At 42.5% G+C, this 17,745-nt stretch carries 21 protein-coding genes; 7 read left to right on the top strand and 14 right to left on the bottom strand.

From position 1 onward, the window contains the following. Positions 1 to 9: 9 nt before the first annotated feature. From ACOT8F_RS15520 to fabL, 10 genes are all read right to left on the bottom strand, one after another. Positions 10 to 1,011 carry an ABC transporter permease gene (locus ACOT8F_RS15520; RefSeq protein WP_421652837.1) on the bottom strand — a complete coding sequence of 334 codons (1,002 nt, stop codon included), beginning with the start codon at positions 1,009 to 1,011 and terminating at the stop codon, positions 10 to 12. Between the two features lie 72 nt (positions 1,012 to 1,083). After that, positions 1,084 to 2,706 carry an ABC transporter substrate-binding protein gene (locus ACOT8F_RS15515; RefSeq protein WP_421652836.1) on the bottom strand — a complete coding sequence of 541 codons (1,623 nt, stop codon included), beginning with the start codon at positions 2,704 to 2,706 and terminating at the stop codon, positions 1,084 to 1,086. Positions 2,707 to 2,755: 49 nt separating this feature from the next. Next, complete coding sequence (locus tag ACOT8F_RS15510; RefSeq protein WP_421652866.1) at positions 2,756 to 3,724, bottom strand: ABC transporter ATP-binding protein; 969 nt, start codon at positions 3,722 to 3,724, stop codon at positions 2,756 to 2,758. Beyond that, complete coding sequence (locus tag ACOT8F_RS15505; RefSeq protein WP_421652835.1) at positions 3,699 to 4,706, bottom strand: ABC transporter ATP-binding protein; 1,008 nt, start codon at positions 4,704 to 4,706, stop codon at positions 3,699 to 3,701. The genes ACOT8F_RS15510 and ACOT8F_RS15505 overlap by 26 nt, the downstream gene beginning before the upstream one ends. 300 nt (positions 4,707 to 5,006) lie before the next feature. Further along, entirely contained in the window at positions 5,007 to 5,213 is a 207-nt protein-coding gene (locus ACOT8F_RS15500; RefSeq protein ID WP_421652834.1) for a helix-hairpin-helix domain-containing protein, read from the bottom strand. A 576-nt stretch (positions 5,214 to 5,789) separates the two neighbouring features. Then, on the bottom strand, positions 5,790 to 7,538 hold the full coding sequence (locus ACOT8F_RS15495) for an ABC transporter ATP-binding protein (RefSeq protein WP_421652833.1): 1,749 nt from the start codon (positions 7,536 to 7,538) through the stop codon (positions 5,790 to 5,792). Positions 7,539 to 7,677: 139 nt separating this feature from the next. Further along, positions 7,678 to 8,208, bottom strand: a complete 531-nt coding sequence (gene ntdP / locus ACOT8F_RS15490) for a nucleoside tri-diphosphate phosphatase (protein WP_421652832.1) — start codon at positions 8,206 to 8,208, stop codon at positions 7,678 to 7,680. Positions 8,209 to 8,356: 148 nt separating this feature from the next. Next, on the bottom strand, positions 8,357 to 8,611 hold the full coding sequence (locus ACOT8F_RS15485; protein ID WP_421652831.1) for a YgaB family protein: 255 nt from the start codon (positions 8,609 to 8,611) through the stop codon (positions 8,357 to 8,359). Positions 8,612 to 8,779: 168 nt separating this feature from the next. Further along, positions 8,780 to 9,058 (bottom strand): gamma-type small acid-soluble spore protein, encoded by a 279-nt coding sequence (locus tag ACOT8F_RS15480; protein ID WP_421652830.1) that lies wholly within the window; start codon positions 9,056 to 9,058, stop codon positions 8,780 to 8,782. Positions 9,059 to 9,131: 73 nt separating this feature from the next. After that, entirely contained in the window at positions 9,132 to 9,887 is a 756-nt protein-coding gene (gene fabL / locus ACOT8F_RS15475; protein WP_421652829.1) for an enoyl-[acyl-carrier-protein] reductase FabL, read from the bottom strand. A gap of 104 nt (positions 9,888 to 9,991) precedes the next feature. On the opposite strand from fabL, the gene ACOT8F_RS15470 reads away from it, so the two are divergent. Further along, a complete protein-coding gene (locus ACOT8F_RS15470; RefSeq protein ID WP_421652828.1) occupies positions 9,992 to 10,216 on the top strand; it encodes a hypothetical protein in 225 nt (74 codons plus the stop codon). A 3-nt stretch (positions 10,217 to 10,219) separates the two neighbouring features. On the opposite strand, the gene mutY is transcribed toward ACOT8F_RS15470, so the two are convergent. Further along, complete coding sequence (gene mutY, locus ACOT8F_RS15465) at positions 10,220 to 11,296, bottom strand: A/G-specific adenine glycosylase (protein WP_421652827.1); 1,077 nt, start codon at positions 11,294 to 11,296, stop codon at positions 10,220 to 10,222. 229 nt (positions 11,297 to 11,525) lie between these two features. Here mutY and ACOT8F_RS15460 point away from each other — a divergent pair, with 229 nt between their 5' ends. Continuing rightward, positions 11,526 to 12,518, top strand: coding sequence for a metal-dependent hydrolase (locus tag ACOT8F_RS15460; RefSeq protein WP_421652826.1), 993 nt, complete (start codon positions 11,526 to 11,528; stop codon positions 12,516 to 12,518). Between the two features lie 79 nt (positions 12,519 to 12,597). Here the strand turns inward: ACOT8F_RS15460 and ACOT8F_RS15455 are convergent, their stop codons facing one another. After that, entirely contained in the window at positions 12,598 to 12,828 is a 231-nt protein-coding gene (locus ACOT8F_RS15455; protein ID WP_421652825.1) for a YfhJ family protein, read from the bottom strand. A gap of 113 nt (positions 12,829 to 12,941) precedes the next feature. Here ACOT8F_RS15455 and ACOT8F_RS15450 point away from each other — a divergent pair, with 113 nt between their 5' ends. Beyond that, the gene (locus tag ACOT8F_RS15450; RefSeq protein WP_421652824.1) at positions 12,942 to 13,106 is read left to right on the top strand and encodes a small, acid-soluble spore protein K; all 165 of its coding nucleotides are present in this window, start codon (positions 12,942 to 12,944) and stop codon (positions 13,104 to 13,106) included. Positions 13,107 to 13,131: 25 nt separating this feature from the next. Further along, the gene (locus tag ACOT8F_RS15445; protein ID WP_421652823.1) at positions 13,132 to 13,302 is read left to right on the top strand and encodes a YpzG family protein; all 171 of its coding nucleotides are present in this window, start codon (positions 13,132 to 13,134) and stop codon (positions 13,300 to 13,302) included. 38 nt (positions 13,303 to 13,340) lie between these two features. Here the strand turns inward: ACOT8F_RS15445 and ACOT8F_RS15440 are convergent, their stop codons facing one another. Beyond that, positions 13,341 to 13,667, bottom strand: coding sequence for a YfhH family protein (locus ACOT8F_RS15440; RefSeq protein ID WP_421652822.1), 327 nt, complete (start codon positions 13,665 to 13,667; stop codon positions 13,341 to 13,343). Positions 13,668 to 13,763: 96 nt separating this feature from the next. Between ACOT8F_RS15440 and ACOT8F_RS15435 the strand changes: the two genes are divergently transcribed. After that, on the top strand, positions 13,764 to 14,426 hold the full coding sequence (locus ACOT8F_RS15435) for an SDR family NAD(P)-dependent oxidoreductase (protein WP_421652821.1): 663 nt from the start codon (positions 13,764 to 13,766) through the stop codon (positions 14,424 to 14,426). A 185-nt stretch (positions 14,427 to 14,611) separates the two neighbouring features. Here ACOT8F_RS15435 and recX read toward each other — a convergent pair whose 3' ends face one another. Beyond that, positions 14,612 to 15,415, bottom strand: coding sequence for a recombination regulator RecX (gene recX / locus ACOT8F_RS15430; RefSeq protein ID WP_421652820.1), 804 nt, complete (start codon positions 15,413 to 15,415; stop codon positions 14,612 to 14,614). A gap of 152 nt (positions 15,416 to 15,567) precedes the next feature. Between recX and ACOT8F_RS15425 the strand changes: the two genes are divergently transcribed. Then, positions 15,568 to 16,470, top strand: coding sequence for a TIGR01777 family oxidoreductase (locus tag ACOT8F_RS15425; RefSeq protein ID WP_421652819.1), 903 nt, complete (start codon positions 15,568 to 15,570; stop codon positions 16,468 to 16,470). Between the two features lie 24 nt (positions 16,471 to 16,494). Continuing rightward, complete coding sequence (locus ACOT8F_RS15420; protein ID WP_421652818.1) at positions 16,495 to 17,664, top strand: amidohydrolase; 1,170 nt, start codon at positions 16,495 to 16,497, stop codon at positions 17,662 to 17,664. The last annotated feature ends 81 nt before the right edge of the window (positions 17,665 to 17,745 follow it).

The raw sequence follows: 17,745 nt of genomic DNA, 5'->3' as shown, positions 1-17,745 counted from the left end.
TTTCCAGAATCAATATTTAATCCTCGGGTCAATCGCTGCATACAGCAAATCGATGATCAGATTGATCAGAACAAAAAGCAGTGCAATCACTAAAATGCCTGACTGAATGACTGGATAGTCCCGGTAGCCAATCGCCTCGTATACATACCGCCCGATACCAGGCCATCCAAAGATCGTTTCTGTCAAAATCGCTCCCCCAAGGAGCAGGCCAGTTTGAAGTCCGATGATTGTGAGAATCGGTATGAGGGCATTTTTCAGCGCATGCTTATACACGACAAAAAACATCCGAAGCCCTTTCGCTCTAGCTGTCCGAATATATTCTGCACCCATCACCTCGATCATGCTAGATCTTGTGATGCGGGCAATGATCGCCATTGGAATAGTCGCAAGTGCTGCTCCGGGCAAAATCAAATGCTTTAGGACAACCACAAACTGGCTTAGATTACCCTTCAGCAAGGTATCGATCAAATACAAATTGGTAATAGCCTGCACAGGGTCCCGGACTTCTTCCCTTCCAGTTGTCGGAAGCCAGCCAAGCTTAATCGAAAAAAACCACTGCTCCATAAGCCCGAGCCAGAAGATTGGAAGCGAAACACCGATCAAAGCGATCAGCATCGCAAGATAATCAAACCAGGAACGCTGAAACCAGGCGCTGATCATTCCTGCATTTACTCCAATCACGATTGCGACAGCCATTGCGAAAACGGTCAGCTCAATCGTTGCCCCAAGGTATGGGACGATTTCCTTTGAAATGGCCTCGCTTGTCCGAATCGAAGTGCCGAAGTCACCGCTTAAAAGATCCTTAATATAATGAAAATATTGCACATACCAAGGCTGATCCAGTCCAAGCTGCTTCGTCAGTTCAAGGACTGCTTCCTTTGTAGCCCTTTGTCCGAGAATAACCTGAGCCGGATCTCCAGGTATTGCTCTGATGATGGAAAAAACAACAAGGGTCATGCCGATCAATACAGGAATCAGCATTCCAACTCGTTTTGCCGTGTAAGAGAGCATCACAGCACCCCTCTTCTAAAATTCATACACCTGCTTTCAGCTTAAGTGAGCATGAAAGCAGGTGCTGCCTGATTATTTAAATTCTGTATTTGTGAACAGATCTGTTCCAGTCGGATGCGGTGTGAAGCCTGTGATCGTTTTATCCCCTGCCATTAAAGGTGTAGAGTGAACAAGCGGAATCCACGGAGCATCATCGTGAATGATTTCCTGCGCTTGTTTGTATAGCTCATTTCGTTTCTCCTGATCTGTCACTGTTTGAGCTTCAATCAGGATTTTATGGAGCTTATCATTGCTGTAGAATGTGTAGTTGTTTCCACCGATGCTGTCCTTATCAAGCAAGGTATAAATGAAGTTATCTGGGTCCCCATTGTCTCCTGTCCAGCCGAGCATAAAGGAGTCAGCTTCACCCTTGCTTGCTTTTTCTAGATAGGTTGCCCAGTCGTAGGTGACGATTTTCGCTTTAACGCCGATTTTCTCAAAGCTTGACTGAAGAACCTCTGCCACCTTCATTCCTTCAGGCATGTATGGTCTTGCTACAGGCATTGCCCAAAGCTCCATTGAGAATCCATTCGGGAAGCCTGCTTGCTTTAAAAGCTCCTTCGCTTTTGCTGGATCGTACGGATATTCTTGAATGCCATTGTCATAGCCTTCAAGTGTTGGCGGAAGCGGGTTTTTAGCAGGCTCTGCAAGGCCGCCGTAGAATGCTTGAATAATCGATTTTTTATCAACAGCATAGTTTAGTGCCTGACGCACCAGTTTATTATCCAGAGGTTTTCTCGTTACGGTAAGTCCTACATAACCAACGTTCATCGATGCCCGTTTAAATAGCTGCAGGTTTTGATCCGCTTTTACTTTATCCAAATCAGATGGATTGACTCCATCCATTAAGTCGATTTCGCCTGTTTGAAGGGCGTTCAGTCGAGCTGAATTGTCAGGAATCGTTTTGAAAATGACTTTGTTCAGCTTCGGATAGCCTTTCATCCAGTAGTTTTCATTTTTTTCAAGCACGATCCGGTCATTGGCCTTCCATTCTATAAACTTAAATGGGCCAGTACCAACAGGGTTCTCTCTGAATTTATCCCCATATTTCTTTACTGCTGTTGGACTTGCAATTCCGAACGGTGCCATAGCAATGTTTTTCAAGAATGGTGCTTGAGGACGTTTTAAGGTAAACTGTACCGTATTTTCATCAAGTGCTTTTACTTCCTTAATCACATGTCCTTCATCTTTTTTATAGCCGCCAAACATTGTATAATAAGGGAATTTATCGGCATCTCCGTTCATCCAGCGGTCAAAGTTGAAGACAACAGCGTCCGCATTAAAATCAGTGCCGTCATGGAATTTTACACCTTTTCTGAGATGGAAGGTGTAAACAAGCCCATCCTTCGATACATCCCACGTCTCTGCGAGGGACGGATGAATGGTTGTATCATTTTCGCCATATTTCAGCAGTCTTTCATAAATGTTCTCTGTTACCTTGAAAGCTTCCCCTTCTGTCGTTGTGATGGGGTCAAGGGAGGTGGAGTCACCGCTTCTGCCATAAACCAGTGTATCTTTTGCCGGCTTCGTGTTTTCTGTCGTTTTCGTCCCTTTTTCAACCTCTGTTTTCGCTGTCCCGCTGCAGCCTGAAAGTGCAGCAGCAAGGATCAGCACAAGCATTAAGATCAGTGGAACAAGCACCTTTTTTCGCTTCATTTGGTTACCCCCTGTTTTTATACATATCTATCAAACACACAAGCCTTTTTCACTCATATAGGTGGCAGGCTGCGTAATGACCTTCCTTTTGCTTCGTTAAAAGCGGCTTTATCTTCCGGCACTTATCAAAAGCCTTCGGGCATCTTGTATGAAAAGCACAGCCCTCCGGAGGTTTCTCTGGATTGGGCGGCTCTCCTTTTAAGAGGATCCGCTCCCGTTTAGCAGAAGGATCGCTTGACGGTACGGCAGACAAAAGGGCCTCGGTATAAGGATGCAGCGGCTTTTCATAGAGAGAATCACTATCAGCAAGCTCTGCTATTTCTCCTAAATACATAACGGCTACCCTGTCACTGATATGCCTTACAACGCCAAGGTCATGCGAAATAAACAGGTAGGTCAGTGAAAACTCTTTCTGCAAATCCTTTAATAGATTCAGCACCTGCGACTGGATAGACACATCAAGTGCTGACACGGGTTCATCGGCAATAATCAGCTCAGGGTTTGTCATGAGGGCTCTTGCAATTCCGATCCGCTGCTTTTGTCCTCCGCTGAACTGGTGAGGATAACGGGAGGCATAATCCGGATTAAGCCCGACTATTTTCAGCATTTCAGCCGTTTTATCCTTACGCTCCTGCTTCGTTCCCATCTGGTGAACAATTAAAGGCTCTTCCAATATCTTTGCTACAGAATGCCTTGGATTAAGAGAAGCATATGGATCCTGAAACACCATCTGCATGTTTTTGCGGATCCTTTGCATCTCCCGCTTTTTTAATGAGAACAAATCTTCACTAGAGTAGGTGACCCTTCCTGATGTCGCATCAATGAGCCTCAAGATCAGTCTGCCTAGGGTCGATTTGCCGCACCCTGATTCTCCGACGATTCCGATCGTTTCTCCTTTGAAAACATTCAAAGTAAGGTCGTTAACTGCGACAACCTCTCTCTTTCCTCTACCAAAAAGGTCTTTTCCGGTTGGAAAAGCTTTTTTCAAAGATTCAATTTTTAATAGCGGCTCCTTCACCAACCGGCTCCCCCTCCTCTACTAAAAAACAGCTGGCAGACTGATGCTTCTTCACTTTAGTCAGCACAGGGCTTTCTTTCCTGCAGCGATCATGAGCAAATTCACACCTTGGCGCAAATTTACATCCTCCTTGGATACTGCCTGGCTTTGGAACCTGTCCCGTTATGGAATAAAGCTTCTCTTTCTTATGGTGCAAATCAGGGATCGACTTCAAGAGCCCCTTCGTATAAGGATGCTCCGGGGACTGAAAGATCGCCTCTAGATCTCCTTCTTCCACAATCTCTCCAGCATACATGACCATCACCCTCTGACAGGTTTGGGCTACAACCCCAAGATCATGTGTGATAAACAGGATGGAAGCGTTCATCTTTTCGTTTATTTCCTTCATTAAGGAAAGAATTTGCGCCTGAATGGTGACATCCAAGGCAGTCGTCGGCTCATCTGCAATCAAAATGTCAGGGCTTAGAATCATGGCCATCGCAATCATTACCCTCTGCCTCATGCCGCCTGAAAGCTGATGGGGAAATTCCTTTAACAGCTCTTCAGGCCTGGCAAGTCCAACAACCGAAAGCATTTTGACCGCCTGTTCCTTCGCTTCCTTTTTACTGACTTTTGAATGCACTCTTATCGCTTCAATCAGCTGATCGCCAATTTTAAAAAGAGGATTTAAAGACGTCATCGGCTCTTGGAAAATCATTGAGATCTCATTCCCCCTGATTTTCCGCCAATCACTCTCTGAGTAGGCTGTTAAGTCTTGTCCGCGAAATAAAATTTCTCCCGTGACACTCGCGCTTCTCTTCGCTAACAGCCCCATCAATGCTAGAGACGTCACACTCTTTCCGCAGCCTGACTCTCCTACAACTCCTAAAATTTCTCCCTCTCTCAGCGAAAAACGAATCGAATTCACGACAGGAATCTCCTGCTTCCCCTCTTTAAAGGAAACACTAAGATCCTTTGCCTCTAGAATAATCGGCCTGTCCATACTGCCACCCCCAATCTTTTCCGCATAGTATTAGGTTTCTAAAGTTTATTTAGACAAGCACGCATTTATGACTGATTGGGATGAAAAGCATATAAAAAAGCAGTGCCAATTCCTTAGAATCGGCACTGCTTTTTGTTAATAGCTGTTTTCGTATAGAGTGATGCTTTTCGTAAAAGCTGTTATAACGCACTTCGCCTTGGTTCGTGGCATTTTTCCTTAAAATCTCAGCCAAATCAAGGGTGATTTTAAAAATACAGAGTGAAAAGCAACAACAAAGTTTAAGAAAAGAGCCTTGTTAATTTATCGATTGGCGAACGACAATCCTTTTTCAGAGAGAGCACCGCGAATCAGCTCTGCGCCTTTTGGTCCCATCCCGTGAAGCTTAAGGACCTCTGCTTCAGTCAGCTTCGTAAATTGTTCAAGCCGGAAATACCCTGCTCCAGCAAGAGCGCGCTGTGCAGGCTTTGATAAACCTGCTGGAAGATCGCTTTTCTGTAGAGTATCCATCCATTTATCACTCTCTTCTTAACATTTTCAGACCTTAACGCAGCATAACGCTATAATGGCTCATCGACTTCGGGACTCCTTTTCCTTCAAGTACTCCATTATAAAGTCCAACTCTCCGTTCCATTCTAAATCGGTAATATAATCCTCGCTACGTATTTTGCACACCAGGACCATGCCAGTTTCTAATAAAAAATAGATATTCGGATGTTTGTCTTTCGTTTTCATATCATTCCATTCCTTTTACGTACCGTTTATAGAAGAAGTTCTATCCAGCGATACATTTTACCTGCCATACTTTCTTTTTTCCTAAAACACTTCAATATGTTTAGCCAAACAGGCTTACCCAGTTTAATGTAACCGGCTTTTGATAAATTTAAGCTCTTCCAAATCCGATATCAGCGCTCATCACCAATATATCAAGCGCCATCTTGAAGTTTATCGGCATACCTTCCAAATATATCGGCGGAAAACCCCACTTTATCGGCGGTTCTCAAGCTTTTATCAGCGCCGCACCACTAATGATCTTCAAACAAAAAACAGCGTAACCCGCCAAATTAATGGGTTCCGCTGCTTTCATCAGTTATTCAGCTGCTGAATTTGAAACAAGTTATAATAGTTTCCTTGAAAATCCATCAGTTCCCTATGGGTGCCCTGCTCAATGACCTGTCCGTTTTCAATGTGAATGATCTGAGAGGCATGGGTGATGGTGGATAATCTGTGGGCAACGACAAAGGTTGTCCTGTCTTTTTCAAGCTTTTCCAGTGCTTCTTGAATTAAATGTTCACTTTCAAGATCGAGAGCAGATGTGGCTTCATCAAGTACAAGGATCGGCGGGTTTTTCAGGAAAACCCTTGCAATTGCAACACGCTGCTTCTGCCCCCCGGACAGCTTTACACCGCGCTCGCCGACCTTTGTTTCATACCCTTCCGGCAAGCTCATGATAAAGTCATGGGCGTTTGCTTCTTTGGCCGCTGCGATGACTTCCTCGTCTGTAGCGTCAGGTTTTCCGATCAGAATATTTTCCTTAACCGAATGGCTGAATAGGAAGGTGTCCTGCAGAACCATACCGATTTGGTCCCTGACGCTTGTCACTTTGTAATCTCTCAAATCCACTCCATCAAGAAGAATTCTTCCTCCTGTTACATCATAAAAACGGGGAAGCAAGCTGATAAGAGTGGACTTTCCTCCGCCGCTCATCCCAACAAGCGCGATTGTATCCCCTTTTTTTGCCTCAAGAGAAATATTACTAAGTGCAAGGGCTTCGTTATCGTTATAACTGAAAGACACATTGTCAAAAACAACTGATCCTTTAATGCTTTCAGCTTTAATCGCATTTGGCTTGTCTTCAATATCATAGGGTTCATCAAGAAGCTCAAAAACCCTGTCCATGGATGCTGATGCTTGCGTCAAAGTCGTAGAAGAATTGACCAGTCTTCTTAATGGACTATAAAGCCTGTCAATATATCCGACAAACGCAACCATCGTACCGATGGTTAAGTGTCCATGAATAACCTGATAGGCTGCATAGGCAATAACCAATAGCGGTGCTGCATCTGTAATCGTATTAATCACAGCAAAGGTTTTGGCATTCCACATTGTGTGGTTTGTTGCTTTAGTTAGAAATTGATGATTTTCCTTTGAAAACAGCTTTTGTTCATGCTTTTCAATAGCAAAACTTCGAATGACCGGCATCCCAGAAACCCGCTCATGAAGGTGTCCCTGAACCTGAGCGAGCGCCTGAGACCTTTCTCTCGTAAGCCCTCTCAGCCTTCCGTAGAAATACCTTACTGAAATCCCGTAAAAAGGCAGCAGCACAATCGAGACGATTGTAAGAGGCACATCCATTGCAGCCATAAAGATAATAGCAATAATAATGGTCACAAGATCAAGCCAAACATTCATGAGGCCTGTTAAAACAAAGTCTTTCGTCTGTTCAACATCATTGATCACTCTTGAGATAACCTCGCCTGCCCGGGTATTGGAATAATAGCGCAGACTTAGCTTTTGTATGTGATGGAACAGTTTGTCCCTAATATCATAGAGGATCCGGTTGCTTGCCCACTGGGCGAAATACTGCCTGTAATATTCGATCGGCGGACGCAGAATAACAAAAATAAAAAACATAATACCCATAATCGTAAATACTTTTGAAGTTTTAGCATCAGCTGATAATCCTTGGGCCTGCAAAACATCATCAACAAGGTATTTCAAGAGTAAAGGAATAAGTAAAGGAATACCGAATTTCAAAATACCTATCAGTATGGTAACCGCAATCTGCCATTTATAAGGCCTGACAAAATGCAGATACCGTTTCATGGTACTCATTTGCATCTCTCCTCTCATTTTCGTTCAGCTGCATGGTGGCTGAAGATTTGCAAACGAAAAGCCCGTTGATCCATTCAACAGGCCAGAAGGGGTTTACTATTTTCCCGTTTCACAGGTCGTCAAGCTTCTCGTTTCCTGTTTATCTTGCTTGCCGCAAGTAATAGTTGTACCATTCGTCAACAAAGTCAGGAGAAAAAGGACCCTGCCTTTGGTGAATCCACTGCAGCAGCTTATCAACATTTTTCCTTAGAATAAGGTCGATGACTTCAGGATAATTCATCAGTTTTTTATGGTGCTCGTATTCATCTTCATCAAGCAAAATATACGTCATGTCCGGAAATACTTTTACATCCAGATCATAGTCAATATACTTTAATGCTTCTTCGTCCCATACAAATGGAGAACTGATATTGCAATAGTAGTAAATCCCATCATCGCGAAGCATGCCAATAATATTGAACCAATGCTTGGCGTGAAAATAACAAATAGCCGGTTCGCGGGTAATCCAGGTCCGCCCGTCTGATTCAGTAACGGTTGTCCTGTCATTACCGGCTATGATGCAATTCTCCGTTCCCTTCAGAACTGTGGTTTCTTCCCAAATGCGATGAATCAGTCCATTATGCTTGTAGCTATGTATTTGTATGGAATCTCCCTCCTTGGGAAAGCTCATCCATATCGCCTACTTTCAAAATGGATGCTTTGGAAATGCCTAATCTTCATTCACAAAGCGTTCTAATTGATGTTTTTTTTTATTATACCGTTTCAGGAATAAAAAAGAAAATAATAGAGCCATTCAATATGGAATGGCTCACCTGATTTTAGCGGACTTTTGCGTGAGGATCTTGATAGGAGCGGATGACATCTTCTGTCTGTTTTTCAAAAATTTCCTGAATCGCAGAGAGCTCCTTTTTCGTCTGCTCCACTTCCTTCTGAATGGAAAGCTTCGTCGCTTCATCCTGAAAATGGGTGACTTCCCGCTGAATCTCCTGGCATCGTTCTAATTCCGACTGCAGCTCCAAAAGCCTGTCCATCGTTTTTAGCTGTTCCCCGACAAGCATATTGAACGTTTCCATTCCCTGCCCCTTTCAAATCAACCACTAATCGGCTTCTTGTTCACCATTACCATTCTTCTTAAGCTATATAATTCCTTTGACAAATTATGTAGGAAAACAGGAAATTTTGTCGCTTTGAAAATAAGGGAAGGCACTTCTTCCCGAGTGCGAAGAAGTGCCTTCATTTAATTAGCTGTTTTGTTGTTTGTTTTGCTCAGCTTTTTGGTTTTGTTGCCTTACCTTTTGAGCTGAAGTTTCGCTTCCGAACTCAGTTCCGTATTGTTGGGATTGAGAAGAAGCTGCTTGCTGGTTTTGTTGCTTTGCCTTTTGAGCTGAAGTTTCGCTTCCGAACTCAGTTCCGTATTGTTGGGATTGAGAAGAAGCTGCTTGCTGGTTTTGCTGTCTCACTTGTTGAGCATTAGTTTTGCTCGGTTGTTGTTGGTTTTGGTTTTGGTTTTGGTTTGCCATTGTTATCACCTCCACGAAAATTATGATGTCCAGTGGAGGTGAATTATATCCGTCTACATGAAAAATTTTTATATTAGACGAGCAGGGACCTTCCGCCGTCTACAATAATTGTCTGGCCTCTGATCATGGAGGATTGATTGGAGATCAAGAACTCGACTGTGTCAACAAGATCTTCAATTTCAACCATTCTGCCTGCAGGTGTTTTTGAAATCGCGTCAGCCAAAAGCTCCGCTCTGTTAGGAAAATGCTTTAAGGCCTCTGTGTCAACAGCTCCTCCGGAAACCGCATTAACAACAATCCCTTTTGGAGCAAGCTCTACTGCCAGATAACGGGTTAACGCTTCAAGTGCTGCCTTTGAAACACCAACGGTTGTATAGTTTTCCAGGTAGCGGATCGAGCCCAATGAGCTGATGCTGATGATTTTACCGCCCTCCCCTGTTTTCTCCATTCGTTTTGCCGCTTCCTGTGCACAGAAAAGCAGCGCTTTGCTGTTAATATCCATTGTCCAGTCCCAGTGGGATTCCTCCAGCTCCATGGCTGGCCTTAAAACACCAGAAGCTGCATTGTTTACAAGGACATCAAGTCTTCCGAAAGCAAGGTCAATTTGTTCAAAAAGATCTTTAATCTTTTCCGGCTTCCCAACATTTGCTTTAACAACAAGTGCTCTTGCACCAAGCTTTTCAATTTCTTCTGCCGTCTCTAAAGCAGCCTGCTTGTTCCTTAAGTAATTAATGACAATGTCGTACCCTTTGTCTGCCAGACGCAAGGCGATTGCCCTTCCGATTCCTCTGCTGCTTCCTGTGACAAGAGCTACTTGATTTAGACTCATTTTTGAAAACCTCTCTTTGTTTTTATCGAATAGTTATTTTTATTATATCAAACACTAATGGTGTTAAATAAGCTGTGAAATCTAAACCGGGAGGCTAACTGCTCATGTATGTAGGCCGTGATATGACAGAACTATCAATGATTTCCATCAAAGAATGGAAAGACAGTGAGCTTTCTTATTTCCATCATTCCTTTCAGCAGATCATGCCTTACTTAAATACAGAAGGTCATACCATTTACCGTGAGGTTCTGGAAGAAATTTCAGAACGAGGCGGGCTGAAAAGAAATGAAGCCGATTATACCCATGGCACTGTTATCACATCTGACTGACTGTTAAGCATCAGAGTCGGCAATAAGCCGGCTGATTTTTTGATGAGAGACGGGGAATGCATAACGCTGCATTTCCTCTTCTGTCACTTTTTTTAAATTATTTCCTGATGTTTCATCAACCAAACCTGTAAAAACTGAGATCTCCCATTTAATATGAGAAAAAACGTGACTGATGACGCCTTCTACTGTATCAAGGCTTGCCCGTAGACTATATTCCTCTTTTAAATATTCCTCAAGCTGGGCTTTGGCAGCTGTCCCAGGGATGATCTCGCAATTCGGAAATTCCCAAAGGTTAGCGAGCAATCCAGTCGGATTCCGCTTGTTTATGTAATAGTTTCCCTCTTTGTCTGTCAGCACAGCTGCAGCCATTCTGACAGGCTTTGGCTTGCTCTTTTTGCTTTTCACCGGGTATTCCTTTTGGGTTCCTGTTTGAAATGCTTCACAGTATTCCTGTACGGGGCAAAGCAGACAAGAAGGGGTGGCAGGAATACAGATTAATGCCCCGAGCTCCATTAATGCCTGATTAAAGTCAGACGGATTTTTTTTGGAAATCATAATCCGGATCGCTTCTTCAAATACCTTTCTAGCTTTTGGTTTTGCGATGTCTTCATCAATCGCAAGGATTCTCGAGATAACCCTCATAACATTTCCATCCACAGCCGGTTCAGGGATATTATAAGCGATGCTCATAACGGCACCCCTTGTGTACGGGCCGACTCCTTTCAGCCCGGCAAACTCATCGGGTTCTATAGGAACGATGCTGTTGTACCGCTCTTTAACCTCCCTAACAGCTGCCTGAAGATTCCTTACTCGTGAATAGTAGCCCAGCCCTTCCCATGCTTTTAAAATTTCCTCCTCATCAGCATCAGCCAGTGCATCGACAGTCGGAAATTTTTCCATAAATGCATGAAAATAAGGTATGACAGTATCTACTCTTGTTTGCTGCAGCATGACTTCAGATACCCAAATGCGGTAGGGGTCCTTGTTTTCCCGCCATGGGAGCGTCCGCTGTTCAAGCTGAAACCAGGCAATCAGATCATTTTGAAATCCTTCGATATTAAATGTATTCTTGATGTCCATATTGCCCTCCATAGGTTAAGTTTCAGTGATTATTGGGAAAAATGGATAATAGGCTATTACTTATCAACGCATTATTTTGAGCCAAGCTGCTTATTTTTTGTTAAGATACGTTAAACTTTCTTATCATATAAGAAAAGCGCAAGGCCAGCTAGCTGCTTTTCGCAAACGAAGCGTTAAGATAAGATATACGAATATTATTTCACCATCAAAAAGATGGGAGGGAAATCATTTGGATACCGGAACACATGTCGTAATGGGAATTGCACTTGGAAGCCTTGCAACACTAGATCCAACTATTGGAATTCATACACCTGCAGCCCATTCTATCATGGCTGCTGTCTTAATTGGCTCCCAGGCTCCTGATATTGATACCATATTGAAGCTGAAAAACAATGCTGTTTATATACGCAATCACCGGGGGATTACCCATTCTATTCCCGCTGTCCTAATATGGACGTTATTGATAACCGGCGCAGTTTACCTGTTCTCACCTGGTATAGATCTTCTTCATCTGCTGATGTGGACCTTTATTGCCGTTGGACTTCATGTTTTTGTGGATATTTTTAATGCATACGGCACCCAGGCAATTCGGCCGTTTTCAAAAAAGTGGGTAGCTCTCGGTTTGATCAATACCTTTGATCCAATTATTTTCTTCCTTCATATAGGGGGGATTGTCATTTGGTCCCTTGGCGTTCCGCCTGGATATGCTTTTTTAGCCGTCTATGTCATTTTAGTCGTCTATTATATCACCCGTATTGTGATGAAAAGAACCATCGTTCATAATATTAAAAAACGGTTCGATGATATTGTTGATATTACAATAGCACCAACGATCAAGTTTCAAAAATGGCACTTGGCCATTACAACGAAAACCAATTTTTTTGTCGGCAAAGCAAAAAACGGAAAAATCATGATACTTGATGAATTTGAACGCCATCCTGTTCCGCGCACGCCGTTATTCAAAGCTGCCGAAAAGGACCATAACATCTCGGCTTTTCTCTCCTTTTCACCTGTTTACAGATGGGAAGTGGATGAGTTTAAGGACCATTACGAAGTCCGGTTTATAGATCTTCGCTACAGAAGCAAAGAATATTATCCATTTGTTGCTATCGTTCAGCTGGATGCAGATTTGAATATTATCAGTTCTTATACAGGCTGGATCTTCAGTGAAGAGAAGCTTCGGAAAAAGCTGCATCTTTTTCCTGATGAAGTATTGAGATAAGCTAAGACACTTGGCATTTTCCAAGTGTCTTTTTTATTGCTTTAATGTTTTAAATCATTCTCATCCTTTAATAACTCACTTATTTCGGATTAAGAGCAGCAAAATGGTGGAGCTTGTCTCCATAAGCATCAATCATTTGCCTGACAATTCGTTCAGTTACTTCCTTGCCTTGATAGTCTCTTCCAGCCTTCGCACGGGTTGTTTCAAAATCCTCCCAAAGAAGCTCCACCCATGTTCTTGCCTTTTCAGGGCTCAGCGAGTTATTCTTTTCAAGCAAGAGACTCGCAAGTCTTTCGTAATATGTTTCCATTATAATCACCTCGAGAAAAATTCCTTTAATATCTATTTATAATTAGCCGATTGTTTCAAATACTAATCATACGCTTTAACAAGCGTGCTATTTCATCCATGGGGGGTTAGCGCATGCGGAACAAGGCCAAAGGCTTTCCGAGCAAGGAAGACAACAAATTTGAAGGTCAGCCTCGCGCAAGAGATGAATATGCCTCAAAAAGGGCTGATGGTTCCATTAATACTCACCCGCAGGAGCGGATGAGAGCTTCAGGTCTTCGCCAGGATTTTAATTCCTGACATTACTGATATGGAGGTGCTTCGAATGGGTACCAATAATCACAAACCCTATTTTGATCATATGTCTGCCATGAAATCTCAAGCCTATCCACAGCCGTGGGCCAATGCGAAACATGCACATTCCCAGGTGAATGGTGAAACACAGCAGAGCCAGAACCTGGTTATTCTGCAGCGTGAAACCCGCAAGCGCTCATAGCGCTGCTGCCACACTCCTAAGCGGATTGTACCGGTATTTTAAGCTCCGGTATGATCCGTTTTTACAAGCATGGAAATCGGCAATGCCTCTTCCTGATCCTTAGAAGAACCGCGATGCCCCCATGCAAAAACCCCATTCATATAATGAATGTGAAACGTTTCTCCCGGATCCCCTTCGATCTCATAGCTTTCCTCTTGTTTAAAATCATCCGGATTCAGCATGTACGATTTTGCCATGGCAATTTTTCTTTCCAGCACAGCGAATTCGTTGATCATACCAAGCTGCTCTGCCTTTCTGGCTTTCTCTTTAAGCGTTCCAATTTCAGAATTCAATTCATACTCTGTCATTTCACTGTATCGTTTCATATGCTGTTCTCCCTTAAATTTCATCTTCAATTAGTATAGAATAGGAAGCGCTTATTTTCAAAAATTATATTGTTCCTGGAAAAGAGGTAGTGCTAAATGTCAGCAGTTGTTATTACAGGTGCAGGATCAGGTCTCGGCAAAGCCCTTGCCCATGTATATGGGAGCCATTATAAGGAAGTTCTGCTTCTTGGCCGAAACGAAGAAAGACTTGCAAAAGCAAAGGAAGAGCTTACAGCAGAAAACATTCAAAGCACTGTCTATTCCTTCGATACCACCGATTATGAAAAAACGGCTCAATTTGCCGAAAACGCTTTTCAAAATCATGAAATTTCATTATTGATTAATAATGCTGGAGCAGGCCATTTTGGACCAATTGAGACTCTTGGTGAAAAGGAAATACATGAAATAATTGATACAAATGTCAAAGGCACCATTTTTATGACTCAGGCATTTATTAAGCAGTTTCAAAAAACTGGACAAGGAGAAATCCTTCAAATTATCTCAACAGCCGGCCTTAGAGGGAAGGTGAATGAGAGCGTCTACAACGCCTCTAAATTTGCAGTGAGAGGATTTACAGAAGGCCTCAGAAAAGAATTGGCTGAAACATCTATTAAAATAAAAGCAGCCTATATGGGAGGAATGGACACGCCTTTTTGGGACAGCACCAGCCATATAAGCGACAAAAGCCGTTTAAAAAATCCAATGGACATCGCAAGGAAAATCTTTTCCGAAGAGTCAGAGGATATCGTTTTTGATTAATATACAAAATCCCTTAAGAAAATCTTTGTTTGTGAAAGGCTGACCCTATATTTAGTCTCGAAACCATTGGGATGGCAAAAACTTTAAGAAAAGATGCCCCGATGCTGGTCTAAATGCGTGATAAATGCATGTACGAAAAACTACAATCTCTGCGAAAACAGTATTATTTAATGCATGAAGACGGATTACTCTTGTTCCTGTAAGTAAGCATCAATCAGATCAAGTGAAAAACCTTTCCGGTAAAGGTATTGTTTCATTTTCATCTTATAGGTAAAATCATCTTCAATTGAATAGCGCCTTTTGATTTTTTCTGCTTGCAGGATAAGAGCTTCCATTTCCATCTCAGAGCTATTTTCGTAATCCACAGATTGAATAGCTGAAGAGATCACAGCAAAAGAGAACCCTTTTCTGAGAAGAGACTGTTCAAGCTTTTGCTTCAGCATAATGGTAGACTGTCCTGAACTTTTCTTTACTTCTTTTTCAATAATTTTCAGCGCCTCTTCTATTTGGGCCTCTTCAAAATAAACAGAGAGAGCCCGCTCAATATCGGCTTGTCCGACTCCTTTTTGAATAAGCTCCTGACGGATGACTCCAGGTCCCTTTCCATTTGTTTTCCAATGTGTACGGACTAATGCTTCTGCAAAATCTCCATCATTTATGTAATTGTATTCCTCAAGCTGATGAAGGACCTCTTGAATAATCGCCTCTTCATATTCTTTTTGCAGAAGGTGTGTACGGATTTCCCCTTTTGAACGCATACGGTAGCTTAAATAATTAATTGCTGCATTATAAGCTTTTCTGACATCGTCCCCATATTGAATTTCTACAATGTCCAATTCATCAATTTCCAGCCCTTTACGGAGCCCGAATTTAATGAGTGTCGTTTCATCTACACTAAAGGCGTATTCTTCACCATTTCCTTTGTCAAGAAATATATTATAACGATCTTTTAATTTTTTTTGAGCGGTAATTTTCGTTACATATGCCATGGCCGTCACCTCTTCTTATTATTTTAGCACACGTTTATCCTGAACCTTAAAGGGTAGAGAGCATAGAAAAAAGGTTTTTTCAGGAAAATACATTATGATGAAACGAACAAGATATCGGGAACTTACGTTTATTAAAAGGATGAGGTGATGGAATGAAGGTAGCAATCGCTGGAGGATCAGGATTTGTTGGAAGCCAGTTAACAAATATTTTAACAAAAGCTGGCCATGAGGTTCTAATTTTAACAAGAAGTGATAAACAAGGCGGTGGAGAAATCACCTATGTGCAATGGATGAAGGACGGAAGCCTGCCTGAAAAACACCTGGACGGAATCGATGCTATCGTTAACCTTGCGGGAAAAAACATTAACGATCGCTGGACAGATGAAACGAAAAAACAAATCATTGAAAGCCGCGTGGAAGCGACAAATGAGGTTTACCGCATCCTAAATGCCCTTGAGAAAAAACCATCCGTTTTAGTGAATGCAAGTGCTGTTGGCATTTACGGAACTTCTTCTAAAGCGACATTTATCGAAGAAGACACAGGGAGCGGAAACGACTTTCTCGCTAAAACAGCAAAAATATGGGAAAATGAAGCAAAAAAAGTGGGGGAGCTTGGCATCAGGCTTATTTTTGCAAGATTTGGGGTTCTTCTCGGCAAAAATGCTGGCGCCCTTCCTAAAATGATGCTGCCTTATAAATTATTCTTAGGAGGAAATTTCGGATCTGGAGAACAGTGGATCTCATGGATCCACGCTGAGGACGCAGCCAAAATGATTCTTTTTGCCATCGAGAACAAAAAAATCAACGGTCCTATGAATGTAACAGCACCAAATCCTGTCCAAAATAAAACGTTCGGAAAAACACTTGCTAAAGCCATGAACAGACGTCATTGGCTGCCTGCCCCAGCATTTGCACTAAAGGCTGCCATAGGCGAAATGAGCATGCTTGTGCTTGATGGCCAAAGAGCTATTCCAAAAAAAGCACTTGAACAAAAGTATGCATTTTCATATCCAACCCTTGATGAAGCGTTAACAAACATTATAAAATCAAGTTAACAACGGATAGAATAGGAGTTAACCATGGACAGAATTTTATTTAAAAATGCATCGATTTTCCCTATAACCGACGAGCCTATGTACGGCAGCGAGCTCTATGTGAAAGATGGAAAAATTGCTGCTATCGGGAAAAATCTTTCCGTACCAGAAGATACTCTTGGGATTGATTGTGACGATCAGTTCCTTTTTCCAGGCTTTATTGACGTTCATACACATCTTGGGCTTTATGATGAAGGTACAGGCTGGGCCGGCAATGATGCGAATGAAACGATTGAGCCTCTGACACCTCATATCAGGGCTTTCGACAGTGTTCATCCGCTTGACTCAGGTTTCAAGGATGCCATAAGCCATGGAATTACAACCGTTCATATTATGCCTGGAAGCGCCAATATTATTGGCGGGACCACATCTGTTATTAAAACATGCGGAAAGAATATATCGGATATGCTTTTGCAAGAAACAGCCGGCTTAAAAATGGCTCTCGGTGAAAATCCGAAGCGCATTCACAGTCATGGCAATAAGGAGTCCATTACAAGAATGGGTATTATGGGCATGCTGAGAGAAGCGTTTTACAACGCTAAATTCTGCGATGATAAAGATGATTTCCGCTCTATCCCCATCAAACGTGCGCTAAACAGGGAGATTCCTGTTCGAATACATGCCCACAGAGCAGATGATATTCTTTCTGCCATTCGCTTTGCCGAAGAATTCAATTTAGATTACAGAATTGAACACTGTACAGAAGGCCATCTGATTGCCGAGCACCTGGCCGGAAAAAACGCAAAAGTCAGTGTCGGGCCAACGTTTACAAGACGGTCAAAAGTTGAGCTGAGAAACAAAAGCTGGACCACCTATAAAGCACTCGCTGATCAAGGTGTCGAAGTGTCCATTACAACCGACCATCCTTACACTCCAATTCAATATTTGAACATTGTCGCATCCCTGGCTGTAAGAGAAGGACTTGATGAACAAACAGCTATTGAAGGCATTACCATTACCCCTGCGAGAAATCTTCGCGTGGAAGATCGGGTTGGAAGTCTGGAAGTCGGAAAAGATGCGGATATCGTGCTCTGGAGCCATCATCCCTTCTATTATTTAGCCAAACCGCAGCTTACAATGATTGACGGAAAAGCCGTTTTTACCGACCAAAAATGGAGCGAAAAAAACGGGCTGAAAATCAATAAAAATGTCTAGAAATTTCCTATAAAAAAGTTGTTTCCTTTTTCGTTTTTTTCGAGTATGATACTTGTGAAAAGCTTGATTTTTTCACCTGCA

This window comes from Chryseobacillus diguaensis (assembly GCF_049220665.1).
Taxonomy (GTDB): Bacteria; Bacillota; Bacilli; order Bacillales; family Bacillaceae; genus Metabacillus_B.
The sequence above is the reverse complement of the archived record's forward strand: the minus strand, read 5'-3'. Positions and strand labels throughout refer to the sequence as shown.